The sequence below is a fragment of the Pontibacillus sp. ABV4_188 genome, assembly GCF_056311905.1.
In genome coordinates this window covers 3,263,512-3,282,049 of record NZ_CM149975.1, presented here as the reverse complement: position 1 = coordinate 3,282,049, position 18,538 = coordinate 3,263,512, and the positions used below count along the sequence as shown (strand labels likewise).

Genomic DNA, 18,538 nt, shown 5'->3' with positions numbered 1-18,538 from the left:
GATCTTCCGATTATAATAGTTAGGGAGGGAGCAAGATGGCACAGCGGCAAAATCGAGTTCCTTACTATCTTCAAGTGAAGCACAGCATTATTGAAAATATTAAAAGCCAAAGCTGGAAGCCTGGAGAAAAGATTCCATCAGAGAATCAGTTAATGCAACAGCATCAAGTAAGTCGTTCTACTATTCGGCAAGCAATAAGTCAGTTAGCTCAGGAAGGAATACTTGAAACAAAGCGAGGAAAATCCACTACTGTTAAGAAAAAACCAACAGATCATGTAAAAAACCCAGGAGTGATTCAAAGAGAAAAAGGCACCGATTTTAGTGTTGACTTAATTAGAACTGTCTATGGTAAGAAAATGGACTATGCGAAGAAGATGTTAGGTTTAACAGAAGAGCAATCGGTCTATATGTATGAGCGACTCCGTTTAGCTGACGGGATCCCTATTGCCTTTCAACAATTGTTCGTACCAGAGCACATCGTTGATAAACTTACAGATGAGGATTTGTTGGTATTTGATTTCCATTCCCATCTAGAGGAAATAGGGGTGATTGGGAGTTATTCCAAAGATTATGTATCAGCTTCTCTGGCGAATACATATGAAGCTGACTTCTTAGGTGTAGTAGCTGGTGATCCTTTAGTTGACCTGACAAGGATTACGCTCGGAATCGATCAGTCTCCTCTTGAATATTGTAGAACCAAATACTTACCATCTTACTTTGAATTTACTGTAGAAACGAGAGGATAACACTCTAGTCATTAGTCTAGAGTGTTTTTTTATTTGCTTTTTTAGTTTCTCTAATAGGTTAGGTTTTCTGTTTTAGTCTAATTGGGATTCAAAAGGATTGGGAAAGGAAGAGAATGGATACTACTTGCGGATTCCTTCGGTTACATGTTAGTATAAGTTTTATGGTTATACGGACATGTATGGTTTTTTACATATGATCCGCATGCATATCTAGTAAACTATTAAAATGAACTTGGGGGAATAGACGCATGAAAGTAGTAAAAAAAATCCTACCAGCGCTTTTTATCGGAATGTTACTTGTTCTGGCCGGGTGTGGAGATAGTTCTAGTTCTGGTTCTGGAGAGGAATCTGAAGAATCAAATAAAACAATCGAGCTTGGCCTGAACAACTGGGCAGAAAACGTGGCTGTATCAAACATGTGGAAAGTTGTTTTAGAAGATGAAGGTTATACAGTAAACTTAAATATGACGGAGAAGGGTCCGTTGTACCAAGCTTTAAAATCAGATGATCTAGACCTTTCTTTAGAGGTTTGGTTACCAAATACGGATAAGCCATTTTATGAAGATTACAAAGATGATGTAGATTTCCATAAAGATGAAACATGGTTTGATGGTACGATTTTAGGACTTGCTGTACCTAGTTATGTAGATATAAACAGTATTGAAGAATTAAATGAAAATAAAGAGATGTTTGAAGATGGGAAAATTTACGGGATTGATGCTGGTTCAAGTCTTATGGGATTAACTGAAGATGTTATTAAAGAATATGATTTAGAATATTCTACTGCAGCTTCTTCTGGACCTGCAATGACAACTCAACTTGGAGAGTCAATTCGTAAAGAAGAACCGATCCTTGTAACGCTTTGGAAGCCTCATTGGGTATTTGCAGAATATGATGTGAAATTCTTAGAGGACCCTAAGAATATCTATGGGGATGAAGAGAACATCAGTTGGATGTCTCGTCAAGGTTTCGCAGAGGACTATCCTGAAGTGACAGAGTATATTAATACATGGAAGATGAATGACGAACAATTAGGAAGCCTAATGAACATGGTGAAAGAAGCTGAATCTCCTGCTGAGGGTGCTCAGAAATGGGTAGATGAAAATGAAGACCTTATCAACGAATGGTTAGGAAAATAAGAAACATATAAAAAAGGACTTTCCATCAGGGAAAGTCCTTTTTTGTGCTTATACAACTGTGCCATATTTCTGAGCACGCTTGTCATCTTTATGGTCTTTTACGACGAGGACGGCATGTATAGCACCTGGTATAACACCAAGTATTGTTAGAAGTAGGTTAATAATTGCTTGAAAAGGTTTGCCAACTAATAGTACCGCAACTGGCGGTAATAGAATAGCTAGTAGGTATAACATAATCTACCCTCCTGAATGGAATGTTTGCAATTTATAAGTATAGTACCCGCTATCCACAAAGTTAATCTAACCAGTTCTAAATTAGAACTTGTAATTTAATAGGTTTTAACATACTTCTTTACGGTTACATAAATAGTACGCAGAAACTTAAGTAGCCCGATAAGGAGTGAAGTTTAATTATGACATTACAAAAAGATTTAAAGAAACTAGAGAATTTCTACACAGAAAAACCTCACCGAGTACTAACAATGTACTTAAATACAGACTTAGCCGACCAAGATCAACAAGGCGGCGAATGGAAAATCCATTTCAAAAATGGAATGAATAATTTCGAACATTATCTTCAGGAGAGCGGAGATAAAGATGAACTGAAAAACTTCCGCGAACTAAAAGAGCAGTTGGAGACTTATGTAACAGATTATGAGCGAAATCTTTCTAAAAGCTTAATTGTATTCGCATCAACGGATGGTCAACTGTGGCATGCTCAACCCATTCAGATGCCAGTAAAAACAGAGTTCTTCTGGGAAGAAGCACCTGTATTGGATCAGCTGAAAGAACTAAACAATGAATTTCCTAAAACAGGCGTAGTGCTAGTTCAGCAAAATGATGTAAAAGTTATTGAGGCGGAACTAGGAGCTGTAGATGATGTGAAGTACTATGAACTAGACCTAAATACTGAAGACTGGCGCTTACACACTGGTCCTCACCAGGCTCAAGCTTCTATGGGATCAGGCGGTAAGAACCCAGGTAAAGAGAAGTTTGAAGACCGATATCGTGCGAACCAACAACGTTGGTATAAGAGTCTTGCCCCAACACTAGACAAATTAGCTAAAGATGGCCAATGGCAGCGTATTTATCTAGTTGGGAACCAAGATGAAACAGATGAAATTCAAGCTCATATGAATAAACCAATTGATGAGCATGTTCCTAAGAATCTGTTAGAACATGAAGAAACACAAGTTCTTAATGAAGTGGTTTTATAAATAAGGAGAAAACTCTGCAACATTGAGTTGCAGAGTTTTTCTTATTCTATACATAATGAATAATCGAGAAGCGATCCTATTAAATAGTGTTTTCTAATATTAGGAACTAGCACGTTTCTTAAATAAATCTCGAAAATATGATAAAATAATAATTAAAAATTGAGCTTTAAGGAGAATAAGATGTATATCGTTGACTCTACTGTAGTTGTTCCTGAGGAAAAAGCAGATGAACTAATTGAAATCTATCAAAACCGGTCAAGAAGCGTTGATCAATGGGAAGGTTTTCGCTCTTTTCAACTTCTACAAAACGACAAGAAGCCTGGTGAGTTAACTGTTCATATGGAATGGGAATCGAAGGCTCATTATATGAAGTGGGCTACAAGTGAGGAATTTCAGAAGATACACGAGCTTGAGAAAAATTATCCTGACAAAGCACTTGCGAACATCCCCCCAAAAGTTAAGAAATTTAAAGTGGTGGCAGAATGAAGGCTTTAGAGAAAAAGAGAATTGTTGACCAAATCGTAGATGAAATTTATGATGCTTATCCCTTCTTGTGGGAACAATTTGGTGAAAATGGGCGAAAGCGTACAATAGAAGATAATTATCACCATTTAGACCATCTCTCCACAACCTATAATATGGGAGATGCACAGTTTTTTATGGATTATACGAAGTGGCTACAAACGGTTTTAACAAGCCGTAACGTTGGTACAGAGTTGATTGTTGATAATTACGAACGTTTGTACCGACATATGGATGAGCTTGAGGATCAAGAAGAAAGTAAGGCTTATCAGTCTTATTTAACAAGTGGTATTGAATTACTAAAAGCTACGAATGAGTAAAGGGTGAGGAGATGGACGATTTTTCTAAGTTAGCAAAGTTGTTTCTTGAAGGAAATGAAGATGATGCCATTCATTATTTGTCTCAGATGGGGCCAACTCCTAATCGTCTTCATTTGTATGAAAAATTCCTTACGCCAACTATGTACCATATAGGTGCTCTTTGGGAACGAAACGAGATTTCAGTTGCTGATGAGCACTTAGCTACAGCGGTATGTGATTTTGTGTTGTCACAATTGGATAGTATGGAAACACGTAAAGTTGAAAAAAATGCGAGTAAAGCGCTATTATTCGGAATCGAGGAGGAGCAACATTATCTAGGCTTAAAGATGGTAGCTTCTACATTCAAAGAATATGGATGGGATGTAAGATACCTTGGCCCTAACTTGCCGTTAGGTCACGCGCTGACTCAGGTGAACCGTTATAAACCTGATGTGATCGGAGTATCTGCCGCTTTATCATACCGCCTTCCTGTCTTGAAAGATGTTGTTGAACATCTTACTCAACTCGATTGGTCCCCAACTGTATTAATAGGGGGGAGAATGACGAAAGAGTACGATTTAAGTTCATTTGCTTCAGATCGGGTTGTTATAGTGAAGGACTTACACCAGTTAGAAGCATGGATAGAGGGGAATGAAGAAGATATTAATGCGACAAGTTAACAATCAATTTCCAGCTCCCTGTCTAACCATAAACAAAAAATACACGATTCTTGAATATACACAAGAAGCGAGTGAGATGTTTCATCTGACTCCTTCTTTATGGGGAATCATAGAGGAAGGCAGTCATACGAAAGTAAAAGAGTGGATTGTTCCTTCTCATTCTAAAACTAAAGTAGAAATCAACATGATTACAGCTTCTAAACAAGTTGTGCTTGCTGACCTTTATGTTAAATGGAATAATGATTTACAAGCAGAAATTATGATTTTTCCTAAAGAAGGACAGAATCAGCACGTAACGAAAATGTTAGATCGATTACAAACCCGATTAAATGAAACGAATTTTGAATTGTTGCAAGAAAAGGAAAAACTAGAGGATGCCATTCAGCAGAATAATAAATTATCCGCTCCGTTTATCCAACTCACTGATGAAGCGTCCTTAATCCCTTTGTTTGGTGACATATCTGAAGAAAAACTCTTAACGATTAAAGATCAAATTCTCCTAAATGCACATACACATGAGTCGGACTGTTTGTTATTTGATTTTACAGCGGTAGGTGAAATGGACCAAGAAGGGGTCTACGTCTTAAAAGATATCTTTACTAGTCTGCTTTACATGGGAAAAGAAATCGTGATTGTAGGTGTAAAACCTATACAAGCTCAACGTTTGCATCATTTGAAATTCCGGTTTAATTTATCCTTTGTTACTTCATTACAAGAAGCGCTTCATCGATTTGGCGCTTAACCAAGGCCATTTTCTATATAAGAAAAAAAGCCCTTTCCTAACAGAGCTTATTAGGAAAGGGCCTTTTTTAGCTCTACATGAATAGAGCAAATATAATCCACACAAGGCTAATACTGATGAGAAGGCTAGATGCTACATAAATAAACGCTTCCTTCATTTTGTTCTTTTGAAGAAGGGTAAGTGTCTCTTTACCAAAAGTAGAAAAGGTCGTAAAAGCTCCGCAAAATCCGACACCTGCTATTTGCCACAAGAATTCTGGAAGAACATGCTTCGTTCTTAATACCACTAGTCCTCCTAATAGTAATGAACCGACGATATTTGCAATCCACGTTCCATAAGGGATCGATCCCTTAGCATTCATCATTTCACTCACAAGGAAGCGGGCAATAGCTCCAAATCCTCCGCCAATTGCTACGAAGGCAATAATCATTTCGCATGCCCCTTTCGGTTATTAGCCGTGAAAAAACCGAGCCAGCTTAATCCCAATCCTCCAGCAAGACTAGCTACCACATACAGCAGAGCCAGTGTTTGTGAGGTATCGATCCAAAGTTGAACCGTTTCCGTAGAAAACGTTGAGAAGGTAGTAAAAGCTCCTATTATCCCTGTACTGATTCCGACTTTAATGGCAGAAGGGATATTTTTCATTAACGTTGGATGAGTACTTAGGTAGGTGAGTATAAAGCAGCCGATAAGATTGACGAGGAGCGTTTCATAGGGAAATACAGAATTCTCTTCAATCCATATAGAAATCATAAATCTAACTGAGGCCCCAAGAGCTCCACCTACAAATAGAGCAAGATACACATACATTATTTCGCTTGTCACTCCCTTGTGGAAGAGAAGGGGAAGGAAATGGCCCCTTCTGACATTATTTACATGCAGGACATTTTCCGTAGATTTCAAATTTATGATTTTCTACAGAATAGTCTTGTAGTTCTCCTGAAACTTGTTGCATCGGACAAGTGTGAATCTCTTTCGTTTTTCCACAATCAAGACAAATAAAGTGATGGTGGTGTTCTGACTCACATTTCATACGAAAGTGTTTCTCACCTTCTAATTCCGTTACCTCTAACAGCCCTAGGTCAACGAATAAATGTAAATTTCGGTAAATGGTATCGAAGCTTATACCAGGGTACTTATCTTCCATTATGATTTTTACATCCCGTGCAGTTCTATAGCCGTTCTGTTTATAGAAAAAGCGTAACAGATCCTCGCGTTTGTCTGTATACTTATGACCTTTTTCTTTTAATTCTTCCAGTGCTCGATTTAAATTCACGTTTTCACCCTCTTATTGCGCGTACGTTGAATAACTTGCTTCACGACAATCGTGACTAACAAGATTAAGATCGATGTTACTACAATGGTACCTCCAGGTGGGATTTCGAAATAATAGCCAAATATAAGACCACTAATTACTGAAACTTCACCAAAGACAATGGATAGAAGAATAGCTTGCTTGAACCCGCGAGCAATTCTAATGCTAGCCGCAACAGGTAGAGTCATAAGCGCTGATACTAGCAACACTCCTACGATGCGGATTGAAGCAGCAATTACAAGAGCGGTCAATACAATAAACAAGAAGTGAATGTGTCTAGCATGAATACCAGACACAACAGCGTGTTCCTCATCGAATGAGAGCATGAAAAGCTCTTTATAGAATAAGGCAATTAGTGATGTGACAAGAATCGCAACGATTAGAATCGTCCATAAATCTTGTCGACTAACAGCTGTTACCGAACCAAATAAATAATTAAATAAATCTGTATTAAATCCGTCTGCTAAAGAAATGAAGATCACACTAAGGCCAACACCGCCTGATAGAATAATGGGGATGGCTAATTCCTGGTAAGCTTTATAAACGCGTCGGAGTTGTTCGATAAAGACTGATCCGATTACGGAGAAACTCATACCAGCGTAAAAAGGACTAATCCCTACCCCAAACTTTTTATCTAGCATAAGTCCAAATGCAATCCCAGATAATGTGACATGGGAAAGGGCGTCTGCAATTAGAGATAGACGTCTTACAACAACGAATGTTCCAAGCAGTGGGCCGATAAATCCGATTAGTAAACCAGTGTAAAGTGCATTTCTTAAAAATTCATATTGTAAAAAGCTTGATAACATAATGATTCCTCCACTAATGGTCGTGGGTCACAGCATTAACAGGGTGACCGTAAATATTCGATAGATCTTGATCATTTAACTCATTAAAGGATTCAGGATCACCGTGAAAATGAATTTGTTTATTTAAACAAGCAATATCGCTAGCATAAGTGGTCATGGTTCCGATGTCATGAGTAACAAGCAGTAGCGTAATGCCTTTATTTTTATTTAGGTCCCGGAGCATCTTATAAAAGCGATGTACGTTTTCTGTGTCCACCCCCACAGTAGGTTCATCAAGAATTAGAAATTCTGGCTCACTTACAAGAGCTCTGGCGATAAAGATTCGTTGTTGTTGTCCTCCTGAGAGGTCCCCTATATTTTGGTGAATGTAATCAGACATTCCGACCAAATGAACGGCTTCTTTAATCTTCTCTTCATGCTTTTTCTTAAAGAAACGAAAGTAGCCAACTTTTGATGTGAGCCCCATTGAAACAACCTCATACACTGTTGCTGGAAAGCCGCTATTAAAGCTGTTTGCCTTTTGAGAGACGAAACCAATTCGGTCCCATTCTTTGAATTTATCTATAGGTTTTCCGAATAAGTGAATATCTCCTCTTTTTTGGTGTAACAAGCCAAGTATAAGTTTAATTAATGTCGTTTTTCCGGAGCCATTTGGTCCGACAAGTCCCACAAAGCTTCCAGGTTCAATGGTGAAATCAATGTGATGGAGGACATCTTTTTGTTCATAGGAATAACTTACATTCTCTATATTTAGTACTGGTGTAGTCAACGTGGTTAAACCTCCTTTAGTTATGATTTTAAACCGTTTTAAGTACGGTTAGGTTTTGACGCATTAAATCAAAGTAATCCTTGTCCGCATTCATACCCTCTTTCGTACGGACTAAAAAGGTTATGGATGGATAGTGCCCTTGAGGCCATTTCCTTTGTGAAGTATTCTACTGATAAACAAATGTATAGATTGTCAGAACTTCTATAGATGAGTCATTTTATTATTAGATGAAGCGGAAGCTATGAGTAACACACTAGCTATAGCAAGACGTGTACGTTTCTTCATCTTCATATTCTCTCCTTTGAACGGTTCCTTTACACAAAACCTTAGTCATTGTATCGTAACGATTCCGATTTGTAAATAAGAATGATTCCGATTTAACGACGGAACCATGAATTTTTCATTTAAAATACATGTGACGATAAATAAGCCAAGAGTGACTTCACTCTTGGCCTGTTTTATAAAAGTATTCAATTATAGTGGTGATTTTGAACAATGGTTATTCAAGAAAAGGGGAGGATGGTTGAAGATTCGAAACTGAGACATGTTAGTGTAGATGGGGACGTTATTTTGTAGGGAGCTAGGGGTGACTGGGGAACGACTCGCTTTCCGCGGGCGGCCCCACACGATGTGGGGTCGTTCGATGTTGTCACAGGACGTGACGGTTTTAGTCGAACTTCCCCTTTCTTTAGAGCCTCCTCGGGAAACCCAACCTCCGGGGTCTCGTCGACCTCTTCCTCCTGCAGGAGTCTCCCCGTTCCCCAGACACCCCTTATCAGAAGTTATAGAACGTCCCCGCGTCGTGTGGGGCCGTGGAAAGCGAGTGATTTCCCGGACCACCTTATTCTCAATTTAAGCAAACGGAAACATTCTCTCAACTTCAAGTCTTCCATATAAGAGGGCATATTTGAAGGGATCATATTCACCACTCAACATTAAGGGATGGAGGCAGCAACTTTAGTAGCGTTAATTGCTCACATAGACTACGCCAAATGAAACAATAAATAAAACAATCATGAGTGCTATAAATTGATAAAATCCTTTTCTAGTTAATGAATGATTAACCGTTTCTTTTTTTATAACTAAATAGGAAACGAGTAAACCGACCACGAACAGTGTAGGGAAAAACCATTTCATTTTAACTAACTCTCCCTTTACTAGTATTTTTTAGCCAAAACTACCATTGTCAGAAACAGTGTCGATATACTTAATGAAATTAATATGGTCAGTGCATCTACAACGTTTAAGGAAATGACGTTTGATTCAATACCTAAGAGTAGTAGGCAAATGTATACCATCATAGCGATAAAGGAATAACCAATAGCTTTTTGTCTTATTAATTTCATTCGTTCATCTTTTTGTTTAAATTGTGGATATAGGAAGCTCATGCTAAAAGAAAGGACTGCCATTGAGAAAACCGTATAAGTTTGAGGGAGCAGTGCACTATTAGCTAAGACTCCTACGACGATGAAAAAGGCTCCCATTGCACCGAAGAGTGAACCCATGATCATGAATGCTTTAGGATAATAATCCAAGTGTATACCTCCTCTTTGTTAAATAATGTATGTCTCCATCATATTGTAAAATTAACTTAACGTCAAGTTTACTTTACTTTTGTGATTCGTAAATGTTTAGCTCTAACTCTTCAAGAATAGGGCAGTATTGTTGAAGACTCGAAGCTGAGACACTTTATTGTGAGTTGGGACGTTACGTTTATTGAGTGGTAGGGGTGTCTGGGGAACGACTCGCTTTCCGCGGGCGGCCCCACACGATGTGGGGTCGTTCGACGTTGGCTATTGACGTGACGGTTTTAGTCGAACTTCCCCTTTCTTTAGAGCCTCCTCGGGAAACCCACCCTGCGGGGTCTCGTCGACCTCTTTCTCCCGCAGGAGTCTCCTCGTTCCCCATCCCCCCTATCAGAAGTTGTATAACGTCCCCTTAGCCCGAGCGTGGAGGGACTTCAACAATATGCCCTCTCATATGTGACATGCTTCCGTTCCCTCATATATGGCAGAGGTGGTTCGGGAAATTGCGAGACTCCTGCGGCAGTAGGAGCCTAGGGGAGACCCCACAGAGAGCGAAAGCGTTCGAGGAGGCTTCCCAGCTCGCCGCGGAAAGCGAGTGATTTCCCGAACCACCTTACTCTCAATTTGAGCAAACGGAAGCATTCTCTCAACTCCAAGTCTTCCATATAAGAGGGCTTATATGGAACAAAATCAACACTAAACCTTAACAGAGTCAAATAAAAAGAAGAGGATGTTCGTCATCCTCTTCTTAAAGCAGGTTTGTTAATTTTTACGTAACTTGCGCAAACGTAGAGTTCCAAGGAGCGCAAATGCACTAATGATTAAGGATGAGATAAACAGTCCATTATAGCCACTGCCCACTACTTGATGCAGACCAGTAAGCATGGAATCGCGTACCTTTTCATCCTGAATCAGTTCAAAAGTACTCTTAATTGATTCAAAATCTTTTCCTTCTAAATCTTCTCCTTTAGGTAAGGAGAGAGTTCCTCCTCCTTGAGCTGGTATGGCTTCTTCTGAGAGGTTGTTTGAGACCTTTTCTTCTACATTCGTAAGAGACCTCGCTAGAAATCCTGCATAGATCGTAGGGGCAATGGTCATACCCAGTTGTCGGAACAATGAAGTTGTTCCGAGTGCTACTCCCTTTTGGTCAGGCGTATTTTCAGTAGCCAGAACATTAATTGGAGCCCCGAGCATCATACCAAAACCTGCCCCTACAAATGAACTAGCGATTGCCATTTGCCATAACGTATCGACCCATAATGGGAATAGTAAGAAACCGGTAATAGATAATAAGCTGGCTGTAACGAGTGTGTAAATCGGTCCTTTCTTGTCCACAAGCGTGCCACCTCCGCCTGCACCTACTCCAGATGCCAGGGCAAGAGGAGTAAACCAATATCCCGCCTGTTCACGTGGGATACTTAAATATTGCTCAATGTATCCAGGGATAAAGATCACGGAAGCTAGAATCATACCTGAGAATGAAGCTAGTAGTAATGTCCAGCGAAAGGTTGGAGTTTTGATCAAATTCAATGGCAGGATTGGATCGCGATCAGGTCCTGTGCGTTTTTCAACTTGGAACAGGATAATGAATAATACAATCGATAATAAAAAGATAGTAAAAAAAGTCGGCTTTAAAAGACTAGTTAGCAAAGCTTCTCCTTCTAACAGGGTTAAGCTGTACATAAGGGAAAGAACAGCTGTTGTCAGGAATAGGATGCCTGCCCAGTCCATTTTTTCGTTAACTGGATCTTGTGCTTCTTCTTTAATGAAACGTCCTCCAACTAACAATAGGAGAATCGATATTGGAATATTAATCAGAAATAACCAGTGCCAGCTTCCAGTTGCTTGTAAAATAAGCGCACCCAGATTTGGTCCAAGTATGGCGGCAATGCCGTTCATCCCGCCAATTAGTCCTAATGCTCGACCTTGCTTGTCTTTTGGGAATGTGTTCAATACATATGAGCTTGCAATAATGAATATTCCCCCACCCCCTAATGCTTGCAAAAATCTAGAAGCGAGAAAAAGAGGGAATGTTGGGCTCAAAGCTACACATAAAGAACCTATACCGAAAAGTGTAACTTCAATCATAAACAGCCGTTTTCTGCCAAACTGATCTGATAACTTCCCTATAATAGGAACAGAGATCGCTAAGCCTAATGTATATAATGTAATTGTCCACGAACCCCAGGTTGCACTAACATCGAAGGCGTAGATGAGTGTTGTGAGTGATGCGGTGATAATGCCATTATCTAATGCAGCCATAAAGACCCCAATTGCAAATACGAAAAGTGCCCCTTTTAGTTGATGGTTCATGCAGTTCCTCCTAGTCACTATGTAATACGAAAGCGTTTTACTCAACTATAGCAAATAGTAGCAATAATTTAGGGTGAAATCAATGCGGTTATGATTGAAGCCTCCATCGTTAACCCTGGCATAAAATCTATAGTTTAGGTTATACCAATAAGGGTATATAAATAAAAGAGTATATTTCATGAAGGAGGCATTACCATGTTCCATTACACAGTTGAAACATCTAAATCCTTAGATGAGGCGGTAGAGGAGCTTCAGTCTGAGTTGAAAGAAGAGGGTTTTGGAGTACTTTGGGATTTCAATGTGAAAGATACTTTACAGAGTAAAGGTTTTGACTTCGATACCACCTATCGAATTTTAGAGGTTTGTAACCCTGGAGAGGCGAAGGCAATTTTAGAAAAGAATGCACTCGCAAGTTATTTCCTTCCATGTAAGGTTGTTGTATATGAACAAGAAGGTCAAACCAAGATCGGTATGCCAAAACCAACAGCTTTAATTGGATTCTTAGAGGATCCTGAACTTAATGATCAAGCGAAAGATATTGAAGAACGTATGGCAGCATGCATGGACAAGGTAGCTCAGTAATATACCCTATACAAGTATGTAACAGTCTATAAAAGATGAAGGTTAGCAAAGGTTAATTTGCTAACCTTTTTTGCATGCTAAGAAGTTGACGAAAATACATAACGGGGGTATAGTAAAATTAAAATCAAGCAAAATAAGGAAGTGAGCGAATGGATCATTCCATGTTACCTGAAGATAGTGGGAAACAGCCTGTAATGCCTCGTACTGATGAAGAAAAACAAAAGGTATTAAATCGCTTAAAGCGAATTGAAGGGCAAGTTCGCGGGATTCAAAAGATGATCGAAGAAGATCGGTATTGTGTCGATGTTCTAGTACAAATATCAGCCATTAATGCAGCCTTGAAAAAGGTAGGCTTCTCTTTGATGGAACGTCACACGAACCATTGTGTAGCTGATGCGATTCATAAAGGAAATGGTGACGAAGCCATTCAAGAACTTATTAAAGTAATGGAACAGTTCTCGAAGTCCTAAGGAGGGTCTTCTATGGGTAGCGAAGAGAAACAAGTAAATGTCGGAATAACAGGGATGACCTGCGCAGCATGTTCGACTCGAATTGAAAAAGTCTTGAATAAAATGGATGGCGTCGAGGCCAGGGTCAACCTTGCGATGGAGAAAGCCCAGATTGAATACAATTCAGACGAAGTGAGTACATCAGATATTACGGCTAAGATCGAAAAACTGGGCTACGGTGTACAAACGGACAAAGTTGAATTAGACATATACGGCATGACCTGTGCTGCATGCTCATCAAGAATTGAAAAAGTACTCAACAAGATGGATGGTATTCAATCAGCAACAGTGAATCTAGCTAATGAAACAGGGGTTGTGGAATATCAATCAGGAGTGCAAAGTATTGATGCGATCATAGCAAAGATCCAAAAGCTTGGTTATGATGCAGAACCACGTGTTGATGCTGATGAGAAATCATCACAAAAAGAGCATGAATTGAAGAAAAAGAAAATGAAGCTCATTATTTCAGCACTTTTATCTTTGCCATTATTATATACAATGTTTGAGCATTTATTTGGCCTGCCTGTTCCTTCATTAATTATGAACCCTTGGGTACAGTTTGCTTTAGCAACACCTGTTCAATTTATTATAGGCTGGCAGTTTTACGAAGGAGCTTATAAGAACCTTAAGAATAAAACAGCAAACATGGACGTATTAGTTGCTCTTGGTACAAGTGCCGCTTATTTTTATAGTCTGGCCGAAGCGATACAGGCGACATTAGGGGGGGCGGATACCCCTCACTTGTATTTTGAAACAAGCGCAGTATTAATTACACTTATTCTTTTAGGGAAGTACTTTGAAGCCATTGCAAAAGGGAGAACGACGCAAGCAATTTCTTCTTTACTAGACTTACAGGCTAAAGAAGCTACGGTAATAAGAAATGGTGAAGAGGTGAAGCTTCCAATTGAGCAGGTAATCGTAGGTGACTATATCCTAGTACGTCCAGGCGAGAAAATTCCAGTAGATGGCAGTGTTATAGACGGTCGGACATCAATTGATGAGTCTATGATTACAGGTGAGTCGATCCCTATTGAGAAGAGTGAGGGAGAAGCGGTGATTGGTTCTACTATAAATAAAAATGGAACCATTACAGTGGAAGCTACAAAAGTAGGCAAAGATACAGCTCTTGCTGGCATTATAAAAGTAGTTGAAGAAGCTCAAGGATCTAAGGCCCCTATTCAACGTATGGCTGATGTTATTTCGAGTTACTTTGTTCCAATTGTAGTAGGTATTGCTCTTGTTACATTTGTTATTTGGATTGCAATTGTTAATCCAGGGAACCTGCCTGTAGCACTTGAAGCGTCTATAGCTGTTCTCGTTATAGCTTGTCCTTGTGCGCTTGGGTTGGCTACACCAACCTCTATAATGGTTGGGACAGGAAAAGCGGCAGAACAAGGTATCTTATTTAAAGGTGGAGAACACTTAGAATCTACCCACCATGTTCAAACAATTGTATTTGATAAGACTGGTACGATTACAAATGGGAAGCCAGTTGTAACTGACTTTGATGGAAATAAAGATGCTTTAAGATTAGTTGCAGCTGCTGAAAACAGTTCAGAACATCCACTAGCTCAAGCAATCGTCCACTATGTTAAAGACAAAGGTGTTCATATACCGAAGACAGATTCTTTTGAAGCAATTCCTGGGCATGGTATCAAAGCCTATGTAGAGGGGAAAAGAGTATTAATTGGAACTAGGAAGTTATTTGAGGAAGAAAATGTGGAATATACCCTTTACAAGGACGTAATGGTTGACCTTGAAAATGACGGTAAGACGGCCATGCTCCTAAGTATAGACGGGAAGTCTAGTGGGATTATAGCGGTCGCAGATACCGTGAAAGACTCAGCTGTCAATGCTTTAGCTGAATTAAAAGAACAAGGTATTGAACTTGTGATGCTGACTGGAGACAATGAACGAACAGCTCAAGCGATTGCTTCACAAGTTGGGATCGATCGCGTCATTTCAGAAGTAGTGCCTGAACAAAAGGCAGAGGAAGTTCGAAAGCTGCAGGAAAGTGGAAAGTCAGTAGCTATGGTTGGAGATGGCATCAATGATGCGCCAGCTCTAGCTGTTGCAGATATCGGCATCGCTATTGGTACTGGTACAGACGTAGCCATTGAAGCTGCTGATGTAACTATTCTCGGCGGAGAACTGACCCTTATACCTAAGGCTATTAGGATTAGCCATCAAACGATGAAGAACATACGCCAAAATCTGTTCTGGGCACTTGCCTATAACACCGCAGGAATTCCGATCGCTGCGCTTGGCTTATTAGCTCCGTGGATTGCAGGGGCAGCTATGGCATTTAGTTCAGTAAGTGTTGTTTCTAACTCCCTTCGATTGAAGAGAGTTAAAATATAAACCTATAGTGAAAGGATGAATGAAGAATGCAAATTACATTAGCCGTTCATGGCATGACATGTGATCATTGTGAAAAAGCAGTTAAAGGAGCCGTTGAAGAATTAAACGGTATTCAAGGAGTAGAAGTACATTTAAACACGAATAAAGTTGATGTTACGTATGATGATGTTTATGTATCCAAAGAACAAATTGAGTCAGCTATTGAAGAACAAGGATACGATGTTGTGTCATAATTAGAGATGAGAGTAAAAAGCGAAGCCAAACATGGTTTCGCTTTTTTTTATAGAAGGAATGACCTCTTTAGGAAGATCATTCTTTATAAGAATATTTTTTTGATAACGAATATAAATAATAGGCTAAAAAACGTTTCTTGATGTTTATAGGTGGGAATAGAGTAACAAACGTGGGTAATCCATTTAAAGGAGATGTTACATAGTGAATAACAATAGAAAAACATTAACGACTGAAGGCGGCGTACCAGTAGGGGATAATCAGAATTCCATGACGGCTGGCTATCGTGGACCTACCATTGTTCAGGATGTGCACTTGTTCGAAAAGCTTGCTCACTTCAATCGTGAGCGCATTCCTGAGCGAGTCGTGCACGCTAATGGAGCAGGCGCGTTTGGTTATTTTGAAGTGACAAACGATCTTTCTAAATATACAAAAGCAGATTTCTTGTCTGAAGTGGGTAAAAGAACGGATATGCTCGCTCGCTTTTCAACAGTAGGTGGCGAAAAGGGTTCTGCTGATACAGCGCGTGACCCACGCGGCTTTTCACTTAAGTTTTACACAGATGAAGGGAACTATGATCTTGTAGGAAACAATACGCCTGTTTTCTTTATTCGTGATGCGATTAAATTCCCTGATTTTATTCATACACAAAAACGTGATCCGCAAACCAACCTTAAAGACCCAGATATGGCATGGGATTTCTGGTCTCTTTCTCCAGAGTCTCTTCACCAAGTAACGATTCTTTATTCTGATCGCGGTGTTCCGGCTACCTTCCGTCATATGCATGGTTATGGAAGTCATACATTTAAGTGGACCAATGCAGAGGGTGAATCGGTTTGGGTGAAGTACCATATTCGTACAGACCAGGGGTATAAGACTCTGGATGAAGATACAGCTGTCAAGATTGCAGGTGAAAACCCTGACTACAAAACGGAAGATCTATTCACTGCAATTGAAGAAGAAGATTATCCTTCCTGGACGATGTATGTACAAATTATGCCTTTAGAAGATGCAGAGACGTATAATATTGATCCATTTGATGTTACGAAAGTTTGGCCGCACGATGATTATCCATTAATCGAAGTTGGTAAAATGGTTCTAAACCGAAATCCTAAGAACTACTTTACTGATATTGAACAGGCTGCATTTAGTCCAGGGAACTTTGTTCCTGGTATTGATGTATCACCAGATAAAATGCTTCAAGGCCGAATTTTCTCCTATGCTGATGCTCATCGCTATCGCTTAGGGGCAAACTATGAAAGTTTACCTGTCAATCGCCCTAAAGTAGAAGTGAATAATTATCAGCGTGATGGTGCAATGCGATTTGACGATAATGGGGGAGGGTCTAAAAACTATGAACCAAATAGTTATGATGGACCAGTTGAGGATCCAAGTGTAAAGCAGGCTACGTACCCTGTTTCAGGATTAGCAGATAGCACCCCTTATGATCATGATGATCATTACACTCAGCCTGGTAATCTGTACCGTCTTATGAGTGAAGATGAGAAGCAACGTCTAGTATCCAACATTGTCGGTTCAATGAAGGAAGTGCGTAAAGAGGAAATTCAATTACGCCAAATCAAACACTTCTATAAAGCAGACCCTGATTATGGCGAGCGTGTAGCACAGGCATTAGGGTTAAAAGTACCAGAAGAAGTAAAATGAGTATTGACTATAAATAAAAGTGCCCGGGACTCCCCACGGGCACTTTTTGTTATGCGTTTAGATAATTCTCCATAACTTTTGGTACATAAGCTTTTGTTTCTTGAAAAGGAGGAATACCTCCGTACTGATCGACATTCCCTGGACCGGCGTTATAAGCTGCAAGAGCTAATTCAGTATCATCGTTATATCGATCTAACATTTGGCGAAGGTACTTGGCACCCCCATCAATATTCTCTTTCGGATCAAAAATATTCTGAACCCCAAGCCCTTCAGCCGTCGAAGGCATGAGTTGCATTAACCCCTTAGCGCCAGCATGACTCTCTGCACTTGCGTTATAGTTAGACTCTTGTTTTATTACTGCGTGAAGCAGTTTCGGATCTATATTATATTGTCTGGACGCTTCTTCGATATAGGATTGATAGTTTTCAGACCTCCCTTTATTGATAGGGAGAGAACTATAAGGAGCGGAAGCCAATGGAGGTGGTCCGCTCCCTTTTTGTGTAATAGGCGTTATAGTGGATGACTTAGTAAGCTCACTTTCGAGCAGTTGAGTGAAAAGCGTTGAAGAAGAAAAGGAAGTAGAGGAAGACCCACTACCTAATGATCGGATGGCTTGCAACTGAGCAAGTTGTTGCCACATTTTTATATTCAAAAAACCACCTCTTGTATGTAAACTAGTATCTTTATTATAAAGGATTTTTAGAATTATGTGGAAAATAATTTAGTGAAGGATAAAAAGTAGGGCTATCTCAGAAGATTTAGATCTTTTGGGATAGCCCGGGTCTCGTGCGATTTGGGGGCGCTCGACGTAGTTGCAGGACGCGACTTTTAGTCGAACTTCCTATTTTAGCTAGCGAGCCCCCTGTGCTTTTCTTATTGTCCAGCTCCGGCTCCTAGCCCCTAGCGTCATAAGCAATCTGCCTGCAGTCCGCTACGCGGACTTCCGACAGCTTGCTTATGCGTACGGGGCTGAACAGTCGCCTGTGCTTTTCTTAGTGTCTAGCTCCGGCGGGGAGGGCCTAGCGCGATAAGCAATCTACCTCCAGTCTGCTGCGCAGACTTACAGTAGCTTGCTTATCCGTACGGGGCTGAACAGTCGCCTGTGCTTTTCTT

At 39.9% G+C, this 18,538-nt stretch carries 22 protein-coding genes; 12 read left to right on the top strand and 10 right to left on the bottom strand.

Features of this window, described 5'->3' with window-relative positions:
• The first annotated feature begins 35 nt into the window (after positions 1-35).
• Positions 36-746, top strand: a complete 711-nt coding sequence (locus tag ACYX4O_RS16835; protein WP_476352440.1) for a GntR family transcriptional regulator — start codon at positions 36-38, stop codon at positions 744-746.
• 248 nt (positions 747-994) lie between these two features.
• The gene (locus tag ACYX4O_RS16830; protein ID WP_476352438.1) at positions 995-1,885 is read left to right on the top strand and encodes a glycine betaine ABC transporter substrate-binding protein; all 891 of its coding nucleotides are present in this window, start codon (positions 995-997) and stop codon (positions 1,883-1,885) included.
• Between the two features lie 48 nt (positions 1,886-1,933).
• On the opposite strand, the gene ACYX4O_RS16825 is transcribed toward ACYX4O_RS16830, so the two are convergent.
• A complete protein-coding gene (locus ACYX4O_RS16825; protein ID WP_188652067.1) occupies positions 1,934-2,119 on the bottom strand; it encodes a YqaE/Pmp3 family membrane protein in 186 nt (61 codons plus the stop codon).
• Between the two features lie 179 nt (positions 2,120-2,298).
• On the opposite strand from ACYX4O_RS16825, the gene ACYX4O_RS16820 reads away from it, so the two are divergent.
• The 5 genes from ACYX4O_RS16820 to ACYX4O_RS16800 all read left to right on the top strand — a co-directional run bounded on the left by ACYX4O_RS16820 (position 2,299) and on the right by ACYX4O_RS16800 (position 5,345).
• Positions 2,299-3,102, top strand: coding sequence for a VLRF1 family aeRF1-type release factor (locus tag ACYX4O_RS16820; RefSeq protein WP_476352436.1), 804 nt, complete (start codon positions 2,299-2,301; stop codon positions 3,100-3,102).
• Positions 3,103-3,282: 180 nt separating this feature from the next.
• A complete protein-coding gene (locus ACYX4O_RS16815) occupies positions 3,283-3,588 on the top strand; it encodes an antibiotic biosynthesis monooxygenase family protein (protein WP_036782451.1) in 306 nt (101 codons plus the stop codon).
• Complete coding sequence (locus ACYX4O_RS16810; protein ID WP_476352434.1) at positions 3,585-3,944, top strand: hypothetical protein; 360 nt, start codon at positions 3,585-3,587, stop codon at positions 3,942-3,944. Before ACYX4O_RS16815 ends, ACYX4O_RS16810 begins: the two co-directional genes overlap by 4 nt.
• Positions 3,945-3,955: 11 nt before the next feature.
• Entirely contained in the window at positions 3,956-4,603 is a 648-nt protein-coding gene (locus tag ACYX4O_RS16805; RefSeq protein ID WP_476352432.1) for a cobalamin B12-binding domain-containing protein, read from the top strand.
• Positions 4,575-5,345, top strand: coding sequence for an STAS domain-containing protein (locus ACYX4O_RS16800; RefSeq protein ID WP_476352430.1), 771 nt, complete (start codon positions 4,575-4,577; stop codon positions 5,343-5,345). The genes ACYX4O_RS16805 and ACYX4O_RS16800 overlap by 29 nt, the downstream gene beginning before the upstream one ends.
• Positions 5,346-5,418: 73 nt before the next feature.
• Here ACYX4O_RS16800 and crcB (ACYX4O_RS16795) read toward each other — a convergent pair whose 3' ends face one another.
• The 8 genes from crcB (ACYX4O_RS16795) to ACYX4O_RS16760 form a co-directional block, all read right to left on the bottom strand.
• Positions 5,419-5,775 (bottom strand): fluoride efflux transporter CrcB, encoded by a 357-nt coding sequence (gene crcB / locus ACYX4O_RS16795; RefSeq protein WP_476352428.1) that lies wholly within the window; start codon positions 5,773-5,775, stop codon positions 5,419-5,421.
• On the bottom strand, positions 5,772-6,170 hold the full coding sequence (gene crcB, locus ACYX4O_RS16790; protein ID WP_476352426.1) for a fluoride efflux transporter CrcB: 399 nt from the start codon (positions 6,168-6,170) through the stop codon (positions 5,772-5,774). The genes crcB (ACYX4O_RS16795) and crcB (ACYX4O_RS16790) overlap by 4 nt, the downstream gene beginning before the upstream one ends.
• Positions 6,171-6,213: 43 nt before the next feature.
• A complete protein-coding gene (locus ACYX4O_RS16785; protein ID WP_476352424.1) occupies positions 6,214-6,621 on the bottom strand; it encodes a Fur family transcriptional regulator in 408 nt (135 codons plus the stop codon).
• Positions 6,618-7,469, bottom strand: coding sequence for a metal ABC transporter permease (locus ACYX4O_RS16780; protein ID WP_476352422.1), 852 nt, complete (start codon positions 7,467-7,469; stop codon positions 6,618-6,620). The genes ACYX4O_RS16785 and ACYX4O_RS16780 overlap by 4 nt, the downstream gene beginning before the upstream one ends.
• Before the next feature lie 13 nt (positions 7,470-7,482).
• The gene (locus tag ACYX4O_RS16775) at positions 7,483-8,238 is read right to left on the bottom strand and encodes a metal ABC transporter ATP-binding protein (RefSeq protein WP_476352420.1); all 756 of its coding nucleotides are present in this window, start codon (positions 8,236-8,238) and stop codon (positions 7,483-7,485) included.
• Between the two features lie 966 nt (positions 8,239-9,204).
• Complete coding sequence (locus ACYX4O_RS16770) at positions 9,205-9,375, bottom strand: hypothetical protein (protein ID WP_476352418.1); 171 nt, start codon at positions 9,373-9,375, stop codon at positions 9,205-9,207.
• Between the two features lie 20 nt (positions 9,376-9,395).
• Complete coding sequence (locus ACYX4O_RS16765; protein ID WP_476352417.1) at positions 9,396-9,773, bottom strand: permease; 378 nt, start codon at positions 9,771-9,773, stop codon at positions 9,396-9,398.
• A 753-nt stretch (positions 9,774-10,526) separates the two neighbouring features.
• Positions 10,527-12,077 (bottom strand): MFS transporter, encoded by a 1,551-nt coding sequence (locus ACYX4O_RS16760; protein ID WP_476352415.1) that lies wholly within the window; start codon positions 12,075-12,077, stop codon positions 10,527-10,529.
• Positions 12,078-12,272: 195 nt separating this feature from the next.
• Here ACYX4O_RS16760 and ACYX4O_RS16755 point away from each other — a divergent pair, with 195 nt between their 5' ends.
• The 5 genes from ACYX4O_RS16755 to ACYX4O_RS16735 all read left to right on the top strand — a co-directional run bounded on the left by ACYX4O_RS16755 (position 12,273) and on the right by ACYX4O_RS16735 (position 17,425).
• Positions 12,273-12,659 (top strand): DUF302 domain-containing protein, encoded by a 387-nt coding sequence (locus tag ACYX4O_RS16755; RefSeq protein ID WP_476352413.1) that lies wholly within the window; start codon positions 12,273-12,275, stop codon positions 12,657-12,659.
• A 149-nt stretch (positions 12,660-12,808) separates the two neighbouring features.
• Positions 12,809-13,129, top strand: a complete 321-nt coding sequence (locus tag ACYX4O_RS16750; RefSeq protein ID WP_345243821.1) for a metal-sensing transcriptional repressor — start codon at positions 12,809-12,811, stop codon at positions 13,127-13,129.
• A gap of 12 nt (positions 13,130-13,141) precedes the next feature.
• Positions 13,142-15,529, top strand: coding sequence for a heavy metal translocating P-type ATPase (locus ACYX4O_RS16745; RefSeq protein WP_476352410.1), 2,388 nt, complete (start codon positions 13,142-13,144; stop codon positions 15,527-15,529).
• 26 nt (positions 15,530-15,555) lie between these two features.
• A complete protein-coding gene (copZ, locus tag ACYX4O_RS16740; RefSeq protein WP_476352408.1) occupies positions 15,556-15,762 on the top strand; it encodes a copper chaperone CopZ in 207 nt (68 codons plus the stop codon).
• A 202-nt stretch (positions 15,763-15,964) separates the two neighbouring features.
• Positions 15,965-17,425, top strand: a complete 1,461-nt coding sequence (locus ACYX4O_RS16735) for a catalase (protein ID WP_476352406.1) — start codon at positions 15,965-15,967, stop codon at positions 17,423-17,425.
• 49 nt (positions 17,426-17,474) lie between these two features.
• Here the strand turns inward: ACYX4O_RS16735 and ACYX4O_RS16730 are convergent, their stop codons facing one another.
• Positions 17,475-18,077 (bottom strand): lytic transglycosylase domain-containing protein, encoded by a 603-nt coding sequence (locus tag ACYX4O_RS16730; protein ID WP_476352404.1) that lies wholly within the window; start codon positions 18,075-18,077, stop codon positions 17,475-17,477.
• Positions 18,078-18,538: the final 461 nt, after the last annotated feature.

Bases quoted from the DNA above. Each gene is read 5' to 3' on its own strand.
- ACYX4O_RS16815 (WP_036782451.1), top strand. From the start codon at position 3,283: ATGTATATCGTTGACTCTACTGTAGTTGTTCCTGAGGAAAAAGCAGAT.
- ACYX4O_RS16825 (WP_188652067.1), bottom strand. From the start codon at position 2,119: ATGTTATACCTACTAGCTATTCTATTACCGCCAGTTGCGGTACTATTA.
- ACYX4O_RS16750 (WP_345243821.1), top strand. From the start codon at position 12,809: ATGGATCATTCCATGTTACCTGAAGATAGTGGGAAACAGCCTGTAATG.
- ACYX4O_RS16810 (WP_476352434.1), top strand. From the start codon at position 3,585: ATGAAGGCTTTAGAGAAAAAGAGAATTGTTGACCAAATCGTAGATGAA.
- ACYX4O_RS16745 (WP_476352410.1), top strand. From the start codon at position 13,142: ATGGGTAGCGAAGAGAAACAAGTAAATGTCGGAATAACAGGGATGACC.
- ACYX4O_RS16780 (WP_476352422.1), bottom strand. From the start codon at position 7,469: ATGTTATCAAGCTTTTTACAATATGAATTTTTAAGAAATGCACTTTAC.
- crcB (WP_476352428.1), bottom strand. From the start codon at position 5,775: ATGATTATTGCCTTCGTAGCAATTGGCGGAGGATTTGGAGCTATTGCC.
- ACYX4O_RS16800 (WP_476352430.1), top strand. From the start codon at position 4,575: ATGAAGAAGATATTAATGCGACAAGTTAACAATCAATTTCCAGCTCCC.
- ACYX4O_RS16760 (WP_476352415.1), bottom strand. From the start codon at position 12,077: ATGAACCATCAACTAAAAGGGGCACTTTTCGTATTTGCAATTGGGGTC.
- ACYX4O_RS16770 (WP_476352418.1), bottom strand. From the start codon at position 9,375: ATGAAATGGTTTTTCCCTACACTGTTCGTGGTCGGTTTACTCGTTTCC.
- ACYX4O_RS16820 (WP_476352436.1), top strand. From the start codon at position 2,299: ATGACATTACAAAAAGATTTAAAGAAACTAGAGAATTTCTACACAGAA.
- ACYX4O_RS16830 (WP_476352438.1), top strand. From the start codon at position 995: ATGAAAGTAGTAAAAAAAATCCTACCAGCGCTTTTTATCGGAATGTTA.
- ACYX4O_RS16835 (WP_476352440.1), top strand. From the start codon at position 36: ATGGCACAGCGGCAAAATCGAGTTCCTTACTATCTTCAAGTGAAGCAC.
- ACYX4O_RS16805 (WP_476352432.1), top strand. From the start codon at position 3,956: ATGGACGATTTTTCTAAGTTAGCAAAGTTGTTTCTTGAAGGAAATGAA.
- ACYX4O_RS16755 (WP_476352413.1), top strand. From the start codon at position 12,273: ATGTTCCATTACACAGTTGAAACATCTAAATCCTTAGATGAGGCGGTA.
- copZ (WP_476352408.1), top strand. From the start codon at position 15,556: ATGCAAATTACATTAGCCGTTCATGGCATGACATGTGATCATTGTGAA.